This is a genomic window from Variovorax sp. W1I1 (genome assembly GCF_030815625.1).
In the GTDB taxonomy this organism is placed as follows: Bacteria; Pseudomonadota; Gammaproteobacteria; order Burkholderiales; family Burkholderiaceae_C; genus Variovorax; species Variovorax paradoxus_C.
Genome location: NZ_JAUSWZ010000001.1, coordinates 2,679,134 through 2,691,621 on the forward strand (window position 1 = coordinate 2,679,134; position 12,488 = coordinate 2,691,621).

At 65.7% G+C, this 12,488-nt stretch carries 9 protein-coding genes; all 9 read left to right on the forward strand.

Annotated elements, in window-relative coordinates; translation table 11 throughout:
• The first annotated feature begins 32 nt into the window (after window positions 1-32).
• Window positions 33-605, forward strand: a complete 573-nt coding sequence (gene tssB / locus QFZ83_RS12560) for a type VI secretion system contractile sheath small subunit (protein ID WP_013541318.1) — start codon at window positions 33-35, stop codon at window positions 603-605.
• A gap of 45 nt (window positions 606-650) precedes the next feature.
• Window positions 651-2,159, forward strand: a complete 1,509-nt coding sequence (tssC, locus tag QFZ83_RS12565) for a type VI secretion system contractile sheath large subunit (protein ID WP_307506750.1) — start codon at window positions 651-653, stop codon at window positions 2,157-2,159.
• 45 nt (window positions 2,160-2,204) lie between these two features.
• Window positions 2,205-2,687, forward strand: coding sequence for a type VI secretion system tube protein Hcp (locus QFZ83_RS12570; RefSeq protein ID WP_306879298.1), 483 nt, complete (start codon window positions 2,205-2,207; stop codon window positions 2,685-2,687).
• A gap of 140 nt (window positions 2,688-2,827) precedes the next feature.
• Window positions 2,828-3,703 (forward strand): type VI secretion system accessory protein TagJ, encoded by an 876-nt coding sequence (locus QFZ83_RS12575; RefSeq protein ID WP_307506752.1) that lies wholly within the window; start codon window positions 2,828-2,830, stop codon window positions 3,701-3,703.
• A 32-nt stretch (window positions 3,704-3,735) separates the two neighbouring features.
• Window positions 3,736-4,263, forward strand: coding sequence for a type VI secretion system baseplate subunit TssE (gene tssE, locus QFZ83_RS12580; RefSeq protein ID WP_307512701.1), 528 nt, complete (start codon window positions 3,736-3,738; stop codon window positions 4,261-4,263).
• A complete protein-coding gene (tssF, locus tag QFZ83_RS12585; protein WP_307506754.1) occupies window positions 4,264-6,144 on the forward strand; it encodes a type VI secretion system baseplate subunit TssF in 1,881 nt (626 codons plus the stop codon).
• On the forward strand, window positions 6,141-7,337 hold the full coding sequence (gene tssG / locus QFZ83_RS12590) for a type VI secretion system baseplate subunit TssG (protein WP_307506756.1): 1,197 nt from the start codon (window positions 6,141-6,143) through the stop codon (window positions 7,335-7,337). The genes tssF and tssG overlap by 4 nt, the downstream gene beginning before the upstream one ends.
• Window positions 7,334-10,069 (forward strand): type VI secretion system ATPase TssH, encoded by a 2,736-nt coding sequence (gene tssH / locus QFZ83_RS12595; protein ID WP_307506758.1) that lies wholly within the window; start codon window positions 7,334-7,336, stop codon window positions 10,067-10,069. The genes tssG and tssH overlap by 4 nt, the downstream gene beginning before the upstream one ends.
• 24 nt (window positions 10,070-10,093) lie before the next feature.
• Window positions 10,094-12,487: a type VI secretion system Vgr family protein gene (locus QFZ83_RS12600; RefSeq protein ID WP_307506760.1), complete on the forward strand. Its 2,394-nt coding sequence runs from the start codon at window positions 10,094-10,096 to the stop codon at window positions 12,485-12,487.
• Window position 12,488: the final 1 nt, after the last annotated feature.

Sequence of the window (12,488 nt, forward strand, 5' to 3'; positions counted from 1 at the left end):
CGACCCATGGATTCAGTTTCAAGAGGAAGCTTATGGCAGACAACCGTGTCAGAAACAGTGGTCAGAAGTTCATCGCGCGGAACCGGGCGCCGCGTGTGCAGATCGAGTACGACGTCGAAATCTACGGCAGCGAACGCAAGATCCAGCTGCCCTTCGTGATGGGCGTGATCGCCGACCTCGCGGGCAAGCAGATGGACCCGATGCCAGATCTGGCCGAGCGCGATTTCATGGAAGTCGACATCGACAACTTCGACGACCGCATGAAGGCGATCAAGCCGCGCGTGGCGTTCCAGGTGCCCAACACGCTCACGGGCGAAGGCCAGATGAATGTCGACATCACCTTCGACACCATGGACGACTTCTCGCCCGCGCGCATCGCGGGCCAGGTGGGCGCGTTGCAGCAGTTGCTCGCCGCACGCACCGAACTGTCGAACCTGCTCTCGTACATGGACGGCAAGAACGGTGCCGAGCAATTGATCGCGCAGGCCCTGCAGAACCCGGCGCTGCTCAAGTCGCTCGCCTCCGCGCCCAACCCGGCGGTCGCCAAGGCGGTCGAAGCGGCGAACGAGAAAGCGGGCCACGCGCCCGGCGGTTCTCCCGAGTAAGCGCAAAGCCCGAGCAACGCACAGCAAGCCGACAGGATTCCCACCATGAGCACCGCACCGAAACAGACAGCGCGCGCACAGGCCACCACGGTCGAGGCACTGGCGCCGAACGAGTTCTCCGACCTCCTGCAGCGCGAGTTCAAGCCCAAGACCGAGCAAGCGCGCGAGGCGGTGCAGAACGCCGTCAAGACGCTCGCCGTGCAGGCGCTGGAGAGCACGGTCACCATCTCCAACGATGCCTATCGCACGGTGCAGGGCATCATCACCGAGATCGACCGCAAGCTCACCGAGCAGATCAACCAGATCCTGCACCACGAGGACTTCCAGCAGCTCGAAGGCGCATGGCGCGGCCTGCACTACCTGGTGAACAACACCGAGACCGACGAGCAACTGAAGATCCGCGTGATGTGCGCCTCCAAGCGCGAAGTGGCGCGTTCGCTCAAGCGCCACAAGGGCATCGGCTGGGACCAGAGCCCGCTGTTCAAGAAGATCTACGAAGCCGAATATGGCCAGTTCGGCGGCGAGCCGTTCGGCGCGCTGATCGGCGACTTCCACTTCGACCACAGCCCGCCCGACGTCGAGATGCTCGGCGAGATGGCCAAGATCGCCGCGGCCGCGCACTGCCCCTTCATCGCGGGCGCGTCGCCCACGGTGATGCAGATGGACTCGTGGCAGGAACTGTCGAACCCGCGCGACCTCACCAAGATCTTCCAGAACACCGAGCACACCGCGTGGCGCTCGTTGCGCGAATCGGAAGACGCGCGCTACATCGGCCTGGCCATGCCGCGCTTCCTGGCGCGCCTGCCGTACGGCGCGCGCACCAACCCGGTCGATGAATTCGAGTTCGAGGAAGAAACCGACTCGGCCGCGCACACCCGCTACACCTGGGCCAACTCGGCCTATGCGATGGGCGTGAACATCAATCGCTCGTTCAAGCAGTACGGCTGGTGCACCTCGATCCGCGGCGTGGAATCGGGCGGCGCGGTGGAGAACCTGCCCACCCACACCTTTCCGACGGACGACGGCGGCGTGGACATGAAGTGCCCCACCGAGATCGCCATCAGCGACCGGCGCGAGGCCGAGCTTGCCAAGAACGGCTTCATGCCGCTGGTGCACCGCAAGAACTCGGACTTCGCGGCCTTCATCGGCGCGCAGTCGCTGCAGCAGCCGGCCCAGTACTACGACGCCGACGCCACGGCCAACGCGAACCTCGCGGCGCGCCTGCCGTACCTGTTCGCGTGCTGCCGCTTTGCGCACTACCTCAAGTGCATCGTGCGGGACAAGATCGGATCGTTTCGCGAGCGCGAGGACATGGAGCGCTGGCTCAACGACTGGATCATGAACTACGTGGATGGCAGTCCGGGCAACTCGTCGCAAGACACGAAGGCGTTGAAGCCGCTGGCGGCGGCGGAGGTCCAGGTGGAAGCCATCGAGGACAACCCCGGCTACTACGCCGCCAAGTTTTTTCTCCGGCCGCACTATCAGCTCGAAGGGCTGACGGTTTCCTTGCGGCTGGTTTCGAAGCTGCCGTCCAACAAGAAGGACAGCAGCTAAATCAACGGTGCTCCACGAGGGCGCAAATAACTTTGGGGGTTAATCATGGCAGTAGACATGTTCATGCGCGTTGAGGGCGCGAACGGCGAATCCAAGGACTCGAACCACAAGGACTGGACCGATATCAAGTCGTTCGCATGGGGGGCAACGCAGCCTGGCAACATGGTCAGCGGCGGCGGCGGCGGTGTGGGCAAGGCCAGCTTCAACGACCTGCAGGTGGTCGCGCGCATCGACAAGGCGGCCCCGTCCATCCTGAAGAACTGCGCGAGCGGCAAGCACCTGAGCAAGGTCGAGGTGTCGCTGTGCAAGGCCGGCGGCACGCAGATCGAATACACGCGCGTGACGCTCGAGGAAGTGCTGGTCACCTCGGTGCAGTACACGGCAGAGCAGGGCGGCGACGCGGTGCTCGTGCAGTTCGCGTTCCAGGCCGCCAAGGTCAAGCAGCAGTACTGGGAGCAGACCGACAAGGGCGGCAAGGGCGCCGAAACCGTGCTCGGCTGGAACCTCAAGGAAAACAAGGAAGCCTGAGTTTCCTGTTGCCGTCATGCCGGGGGCAGGCCGCGCGAGCAACTCGCGCGCCGATGCAAGGAAGGCCCGCCCTCCGGCCGAGGATCGATCACCACCGGACGACTCCGCCCTGTGCGCGAGTCAGTCAATGAGGAAGCTTCATGGGCGATGGGTTTGCAGTGCTGGGCGAGCGCTCCGTGGCCGAGCACACCGAATGGGTACAGCGGCAGATCCGCGCGAGCCCCCAGAACGCCAGCCTGCGCCTTGCCCTGTGCCACTTCCTCGCGCTGCGCGGCGAGTGGCAGCGGGCTGAAGACCAGCTCAAGCTCGCGGCGAAGATCGATCCCTCTTTCGCGCCGGCGAGCGCCACCTGCGCGATGGCGCTGGCCGGCGAGCGCAACCGCACCGAGTTCTGGAATGGCGGCCGCGCGCCGTCCGTTGTTGCCGGCCAGGCCGCGTGGGTCGACGGCTTGATCGCCGCCGCGGCAATGCCACCCGAGCAGGCCGATGAAGCGGCTGCATTGCGCGAAGCGGCGCGGCAGGATGCGCCCGCATCGCAAGGCACGCTGAGCGTTGTCGACCGGTCCGATTCGCGTGCCGTGCAGGCCATCGACGGCGAGCCTGCGGAGACCATCGGATTCGCCTGGCTCTGCGATGGCGACGTGCGCATGGGTGCCGTGCTCGAACTTCTCACGCCTTCGGGCTACGCGTGGCTGCCGCTGCATGCGGTGAGCCGCCTGAAGTTCAAGCGTCCGCAGCATCTGGTCGACCTGCTGTGGGCGCCGGCCGAAATCGTGCTGCGCGATGGCCGCGGGCTCAACGGCCTGGTGCCGGTGCGCTATCCCGGCAAGCTCGATGCGCTCGACGACGAAACCACGCTGGGCCGCCGCACCGACTGGCTGCCGCTGGCCGGCGAAGAGCAGTACGCGGGCGTCGGCCAGCGCACGCTGATCAGCGAAGCCGGCGACCATTCATTGCTCGATGTGCGTCTCGTCGAATTCGATTCGGCAGCAACCGCGGAGGGCGCCGCACCGTGAGCACCACGCTGCCCGCCAGCCGTTCCGCGGCGATCGACGCCGATGGCGATCCGCAGGAAAGCGTTGCGCGCGACCGCCTGCAGCCCGTGCTGCTCGATCGCCTGACCGACAAGCAGCCGCAGAGCCGCCAGGAGCGCGCGGGCAGTTTTCTCATGAGCGGCAGGCTCTTGCGCGACTCGGTGCTGCGCGACCTGCAGTGGCTGCTCAATACCACCAACTTCGGCACCGAGCACGGCATCAACGCCATGCCGCGCGCGCGGCGCTCGGTCGTGAACTACGGCGTGCGCGGCTGGGCCGGCGGGCGCATGTCGGAGGTCGACTTCGCCGACGTCGAGGCCGCCATCCGGGCCTCGATCATCGACTTCGAGCCGCGCATCATGAAGGACAGCATCGACGTGCGCTGCGTGACCGATGCGGCCGACCTCGAACACCACAACCTGCTCGCGCTGGAGATTCGCGGCACGCTGTGGTCGGTGCCTTACCCGATCGAGTTCATCCTGCGCTCGGAGCTCGACCTCGAAAGCGGCCACATGATCCTGCGGCCGACGGGAGGGCTCTGAATGGACGCAAGGCTGCTCGACTACTACAACCGCGAGCTCACCTACATGCACGAGCTCGGGGCCGAGTTCGCGCAGCGCTACCCCAAGATCGCGGGCCGCCTGGGCATGCGCGGCATCGAGGTCAGCGATCCGTACGTGGAGCGCCTGCTCGAAGGCTTCAGCTTTCTCACGGCGCGCATCCAGCTCAAGATGGATGCGGAGTTTCCGCGCTTCTCGCAGCGCCTCCTGGAGGTGGTGTACCCCAACTTCCTCGCGCCGCTGCCCGCGATGGCGGTGGTGCAGATCGACGGCAACCTCAACGAAGGCTCGTTGAAGGCAGGCTACGAACTGCCGCGCCACACCGTCCTGCGCGGCCGCATGATCAAGGGCGAGCAGACGGCGTGCGAGTTCCGCACCGGCCACCCGGTCACGCTGTGGCCCATCAAGATCACCGAGGCCGGCATCGGCCCCGTGCCCGCGGAAATCGGGCATGCGATGCCGATGGTGGCGCGCCAGGCCAAGAGCGCGATCACCATCAAGCTCGAAGCGGTGGGCGGCGCCAGGTTCTCCGAGATGCCGCTCGACCGGCTCGAATTCTTTCTCTCGGGCGCCGAGTTGCATGCGCTGCGCGTGCTCGAACTGGTGGCGCACCACAGCGTGGGCACCGTGTGCCGCAGCGGCCCGGGCGCCCAAGGCGGGTCCTCGCGCATCGTGCCGCTGGGCGACGAGGCCATCCGCCACGAAGGCTTCGATCCCGACCAGGCGCTGCTGCCCTACGACGCGCGCTCGTTCCAGGGCTACCGGCTGCTGCACGAGTACTTCGCGTTTCCCGATCGCTACCTTTTCTTCAGCGTGAAGAACCTGCGCGCCGCGGTCTCGGCCATCGGCGGGAACACGATGGAAATCGTGATCCTTCTGGACCGCAGCGACGGCGACCTGGAGAGGGTGGTGGACGCCAAGCACTTCTCGCTCTTCTGCACGCCCATCATCAACCTCGTGCCGCGCCGCAGCGACCGCATCCCGGTCGGGCCGGGCCAGCACGAGCACCACGCGGTGATCGACCGCACGCGCCCGCGCGACTTCGAGATCTTCACCGTCGAGCGCGTCACCGGCCACATGACCAACGGCTCGGAGGAGCGCGAGTTCCGCCCCTTCCTTGGCTCGTTCGCGACCGACGACGGCGACTTCGGCGCGTATTTCTCGCTGCGCCGCGAACCGCGCCTGGTGTCCGACCGCGCACGCGCGCAGGGCACGCGCACCAGCTACACCGGCAGCGAGGTCTACGTGTCGCTGGTCGACCAGCACGACGCGCCGTTCCCGCACAGCCTGCGGCACATCACGCTCGATGCGCTGTGCACCAACCGCGACCTGCCGCTGCTGCTTCCGACGGGGCTCGAATCGGACTTCACGCTGCGCATCTCGGCGCCCGTGCGCTCGATCCGCATCCTGCGGGGACCGTCGCGGCCCTACCCGGCGCTGGCCGAAGGCGCGCTCACCTGGCGGCTCATCAGCCACCTGGGCCTGAACTACCTGAGCCTGACCGACGTCGACGCCGCGCAAGGCGCCGCCGCGCTGCGCGAGATGCTCGACCTCTACGGCAACCTCGCCGATCCCGCGGTGCGCCGCCAGATCCAGGGCGTGCGCTCGATGGCGCTCGCGCCGGTATTCCGCCGCTTGCCCGAGCCGGGGCCCATCGTCTTCGGGCGCGGCGTGGAGGTGGCGCTCAAGATCGACGAGGTCGCGTTTTCCGGCGCGAGCCCGTATCTTTTCGGCGCGGTGCTGGAGCAGTTCTTCAGCCGCCACGTGTCGCTCAATGCCTTTACCGAGTTCGCGCTCTCCAGCCTGCAGCGCGGCGAAATCGCGCGCTGGACCCCACGGGTCGGACGCCGCCCCGCCGTATGAGTACAGCCGGCTTCTCCGACGACATGCCGCAGGCCGCGCAGGTGGAGGGCGAGGAGGTGTTCGAGGCGCAGTCGTTCGATGAACCCGCCGGCCAGGAGACGCCGGAAATTGCAGCGACGGGCCGCCGCGATGCGCTGCTGGCCGACCCCGCGCTGTGGGCCGGCCTGGTCGAGCAGCCCTTCGAGCACGACCTGTTCATGCTGCTGCGCAGGCTCGATGCGCACGGCGACCATCCCCTGCTGGGCCGCGCGCCCCGGCCATCGGACGAGCCGCTGCGCCTCGGGCAGGAGCCCTCGATGGCCTTCGCGCCGTCGAACGTCTCGGGTGTCGATGTCGATGGCGACGGGCCGCCGCGCATCTCGATCTACGGCTTCGGCTTGTTCGGCCCCAACGGCCCGCTGCCGCTGCACCTGACCGAATACGCGCGCGAACGCAAGCGCCACCACAACGACCACACCCTCAGCGCCTTCGCCGATCTGTTCCACCACCGGCTCATCCTGCTGTTCTACCGGGCCTGGGCCGATGCGCAATCGGTCAACAGCCTGGACCGCCCCGACGGCCACCGCTTCGTCGACTACGTGGCGAGCCTCATGAACATGGGGCAGCCGGGCCTGAAGGAGCGCGACCGCATTGCCGACCATGCGCGCACCTTCATGGCGGGCCATCTCGTGCGCCAGACGCGCAACCCCGAGGGGCTGATCCAGATCCTGCGCCTGTACTTCGACGTGCCCGTGCGCGTCGAGGAATTCGTGAGCGACTGGGTGATGATCGACGAGCGCCAGGTGAGCCGGCTCGGGCTCTTCGGACGCAACCACCGGCTCGGGGGCGGGGCCACCATCGGCCTGGCGGTGCGCGATGCGCAGAGCAAATTTCGCCTCGAACTCGGCCCGCTCACGCAGCAGCAGTTCCGCGAATTCCTGCCGGGCAGCCGCCGGTTGCAGCAGGTGGTCGACTGGGTGCGGCAGTACGTCGGCATCGAGTTTGCCTGGGAGCTGAGGCTGGTGCTCAAGAAGCAGGAGGCGCGCGGCATGCAGCTGGGCAGCGACCAGCGCCTCGGCTGGGGCACCTGGGTCGGCACGCGCCTGTCGGACACCGACGCAGGAGACATGTTGTTCGAGCCCGAGGCGCTGTATCCCCGCAACACAACGGCGGCCGCAGTGCCTGCCGAGTCCGCATCTTCCATGGCCCTATGACCGACATCCGCCGCGTCTCTCTCTTTTCCAAGCTGAACCCGATGCTCTACAAGGCATTGGAGACCGCCACCGCCTTCGCCAAGCTGCGCGGCAACGCCTACGTCGAACTCGTGCACTGGCTGCACCAGATCCTGCAGCTGCAGGACAGCGACATGCTGCGCATCGTCAAGCGTGCGGGGCTCAACCTCGATGCGGTGGAACAAGACCTCGTGCGCGCGCTCGACCGCTTGCCGCATGGCGCGACGTCGATCAGCGACATCTCCGAGCACGTGGACAACGCCGTCGAACGCGCGTGGGTGTATGCGAGCCTGCGCTTCGAGGCCACGTCGATTCGCGGCGGGTATCTCCTGGCCGGCATCATCAAGACGCCGGGGCTGCGCCAGGTGCTCTCGGGCATCTCGCGCGAGTTCGACAAGATCGTGCCCGACGTGCTGGTGGCCCAACTCGACGCATGGACCGAAGGCTCGCCGGAAGACGACTACGACGCCGCGCCGGGCGAGGGCGCGGGCGGCGGTGCGCCGGCCATGCAACACCAGGGCGATGGCGCGCCGGCAGGCGGCTCGGCGCTCGCGAAGTACGCGAGCGACCTCACCGCCAAGGCGCGTGCGGGCGAACTCGATCCGGTCTACGGCCGCGACGAGGAGATCCGCCAGATCATCGACATCCTCATGCGCCGCCGGCAGAACAACCCGCTGCTCACTGGCGAGGCCGGCGTGGGCAAGACGGCGGTGGTCGAAGGGCTCGCCTCGCGGCTGGCTTCGGGCGATGTGCCGCCCTCGCTCAAGGACGTGTCGTTGTGGGTGCTCGACCCGACGCTGCTGCAGGCCGGCGCGGGCGTGAAGGGCGAGTTCGAGCAGCGGCTGCGCCAGGTGATCGACGAGGTCGAGAAGAGCCCCAAGCCCATCGTGCTGTTTGTCGATGAAGTGCACACGCTGGTGGGGGCGGGCGGCACGGCCGGCACCGGCGATGCAGCCAACCTGCTCAAGCCTGCGCTCGCACGCGGGCGGCTGCGCACCATCGGCGCGACGACTTGGTCGGAATACAAGAAGTACATCGAGAAAGACCCGGCGCTCACGCGGCGCTTCCAGACCATCCAGGTGCATGAGCCCACCGAGCCCAAGGCGGTGATCATGCTGCGCGGCATCTCGGCGGAGCTGGAGAAGCACCACGGCGTGCTGATCCTCGATGCGGCGCTTGAAGCGGCCGTGAGCCTGTCGCACCGCTACATCCCCGCGCGGCAACTTCCGGACAAGGCCGTGAGCCTGCTCGACACGGCGTGCGCGCGCGTGGCGCTGAGCCAGCATGCGCTGCCGGCCGCGCTGGAAGATTTGCAGCGGCGCATCGAGGTGCTGGGCATCGAGTCGGGCATCGCGGGGCGCGAGGCGGCGATCGGCGTGGGCGAGCATCAGCGTGTCGAAGACATCGCGGCCGAAGTGGCGGCCGCACAGGCCGAACTCGATCTGCTGGAGCAGCGGCGCGTGGAAGAGGCCGCGCTGGTCGAGCGCATCGTGGCGCTGCGCAAGTTGCTGTCGCCCGCTGCCGTGCCGGCGCAGGCTGAAGTGGAGGAGGGCGAGCAAGAGGCCGAGGATCAGACCCGGGACGCCGCGCCCTCCGATCCCTCCGAACCCGAGAGAACGCCCGAAGCGATCCGCGCCGAACTCAACGAGGCGCAGGACCGCCTCGTGCAGCTGCAAGGCGAATCGCCGCTCATCCTCGCCGCCGTCGATGCGCAGGCCATCGCCACCGTCGTGGCCGACTGGACCGGCATTCCCATCGGCCGCATGGTGCGCGACGATGCGCAGTCGGTGCTGCGCCTGGGCGAGATCCTCTCGGCCCGCGTGGTGGCCCAGCCCGATGCGCTGGAGACCATTTCGCGACGCATCCGCACAGCGCGCGCGCGGCTGGACAACCCCAACAAGCCTGTCGGCGTGTTCCTGCTCTGCGGCCCGTCGGGCGTTGGCAAGACGGAGACCGCGCTCGCGCTTTCAGAAGCGCTGTATGGCGGCGAGCAGAACCTCGTGACCATCAACATGAGCGAGTTCCAGGAGTCGCACACCGTCTCCACGTTGAAGGGCGCGCCGCCCGGCTACGTGGGTTATGGCGAAGGCGGCGTGCTCACCGAGGCCGTGCGCCGCAGGCCCTACAGCGTGGTGCTGCTCGACGAGATCGAGAAGGCGCACACCGACGTGCACGAGATCTTCTTCCAGGTGTTCGACAAGGGCTGGATGGAAGACGGAGAAGGCCGCCACATCGACTTTCGCAACACCGTGATCATCATGACCTCCAACGTCGGCACCGACCTAGTCATGCAGCTGTGCGAAGACCCGACCCTGCGGCCCGACCCCGAACCGCTCGCGGCCGCGCTGCGCGAACCGCTGCTCAAGGTGTTCGCGCCCGCGCTGCTCGGGCGGCTGGTTGTAGTGCCTTATTACCCGTTGCAGGCCGATGCGTTGCATCGCATCATCCGTCTGCAACTCGACCGCATCGCCACGCGGCTCGCGGCGAATCACGGGATTACTTTGGATTACAACGACAGCGCCGTGGAGCTTGTGGCGCGCCGCTGTACCGCCATAGAGTCGGGTGGCCGGATGATCGATGCGATCCTCACGCACACCATCCTGCCCCGGTTGAGCGAGGAAGTCATCGGCGCCACCGTCAGTGGCCGCAAGCTCGCCGCCGTGCAACTGAGCGCGGCGGGAGACGACTTTCATTACGAATTTTCTGAACGCTAGTCGAAGAGAGAAAGGGAGCGCCCCATGGCCAGAGTCGTCAAAGCCCACACACCGCTTGGAGAGGACCAGCTGCTGTTCCGCTCGATGCACGGCAACGAGGGGCTCTCGCAGCTGTTCGAGTTCGAGGTCGATCTGCTTAGCCCGAACACCTCGGTCGACATGAAGGCCGTGCTCGGCAAGCCGCTCACGCTGGAGATCGTCACCGTCAACGGCACGCCGCGCTACCTCAACGGCCAGATCACGCGCTTCACCATGATCGGCCGCGAGGAGAGTTCGTCGCGCTACGTGGTGTACCGCGCGCTCGTGCAGCCATGGCTCTGGTATCTCACGCGCACCAGCGACTGCAAGATCTTCCAGAACAAATCGGTCGTCGACATCCTGGACGAGGTCTTGGGCGAGTACGGATTCGCCTTCGAGAAGAAGCTCAGCGCCAGCTACCGCCAGCGCGACTACTCCGTGCAATACCAGGAGACCGACTTCGCATTCGTGAGCCGGCTCATGGAGCACGAAGGCATCTACTACTACTTCAAGCACGAGAAGAACCAGCACATCCTGGTGCTCGCCGACGACATGGGCGCGCACGAGACGCTGCCGGGCTATCCGCGCATCGGCTACCTGGCCACCGACCGGCCGGGAGAGCCGGGTCGCGAGGTGATCGACCAGTGGGAGGTGACGGAAGAGATCCGCCCGGGCACCTTCGTGGTCGACGACTTCGACTTCAAGAAGCCCAAGGCCGACCTGCTCAACACCCGTAGCCAGCCGCGGGGCAACGACCACGGCCAGTACGAGATGTACGAGTGGCTCGGCGGCTACAGCGATGCCGGGCAGGGCGAGCATTACGCGCGCATCCGCCTGGAGGAGGCGCAGGCGCAGGCCGAAGTCGACACCGGCCATTGCAATGTGCGCGGCATGGCCCCCGGCTACTGCTTCAAGATGCAGAACGCGCCTCGCGACGAGGACAACAAGGAATACCTGATCGTCTCGGTCACGTACAACCTGCGCGAAGGCGGCTACGCGACCGGCGCGGAGCAAGGCTTGTACAGCTTCAATTTCGGCGTGCAGCCCACGTCGTTCCCGTTCCGTGCACCGCGCGTCACGCGGATGCCGACCACGCACGGTCCGCAGACCGCCACGGTCGTCGGCCCTCCGGGCGAAGACATCTGGATCGACAAGTACGGGCGGGTGAAAGTGCAGTTCCGCTGGGACCGCTATGGGCAGCGCAACGAAGACAGCTCCTGCTGGGTGCGCGTGTCGAGCGCGTGGGCGGGCTCCAACTTCGGCGCCGTGAACCATCCGCGCGTGGGGCAGGAGGTCATCGTCGATTTCATCGCCGGTTGCCCCGACCGGCCGATCATCATCGGCCGCGTCTACAACGCCGACCAGATGCCGCCGCTCGAGCTGCCGGCCAAGGCGACGGTCAGCGGGTTCATCAGCCGCACGGTGAAGGGCGATGGCGAGTTGGCCAACCACTTCGTGATCGATGACGATCCGAGCAACGAGTCGATCAAGATTCATGCGCAAAAGGACTTCGGCATCTCTGTCGAAGCGGACGAGACGCACACCGTGGGCGGAACTCGCACGACAACCATTGAAGGTGCGGATACCTACACGACCAATACATCGCTCGACGAAACGGTAAATGGCCCTCACACGCTGACGGTAAATGGTGGCCCGCAGGAAATCACCGTGGATGGTGATCAGACGATTCACATCACCGGCAAGCGGGTGGATTCAGTGGACAGCGGTGAAGAGCGCAATATCAAAGTTGAGCTCAAAGAAACGATTACCGGCCCACAGACGACAAAAATCAGCGCGACCTACACGGAGAAATCAAAAGAAAAATGGGTTGAAGTGACCGGGCGAGAAGACTATCAAATCGGTGGAATCAGCAATACGGTCGTTACTGCAGAGACAATTCTTTATTCTGGAGGGAGTATTTTCAATACTTCTTCTGGCGGCGGTATCAAGCACAACAATCAGGGTGGCGACTTCACCGTTGATAGTTCCGGAGGAAAAATCTACCTAGATAGTTCGGCCGGTGGTAATACGGAAATCAACGCGTTGGGTCATCTTTTCAAGGTTGATGCCGCGAACATCCTTCTGCATTCGACGGAAAACCATACGAACAAGTACGACGGGGATATTCATACGGAAGCCGGAAACTCCGCGTATACCAAGGCGAAGAACACCATCGAGTCGCAAGCACCCACAATTCACACTTACGCAGACGGTCATTTTGTCATGCGTACGCCCTTGGCCATGACTTTTGCATTAAATGCACTGAATGTCGGCGTGAATATTGTGGATGTCAAAGACTTCAAGCTCAATATGTCGGGGCTCAATATAAATCTCGATTTAATTGCTTGCGGTCTCGCAGTGTGGCGCAATAAAACAGCTCAGTTGCATACCTATTGGTAAT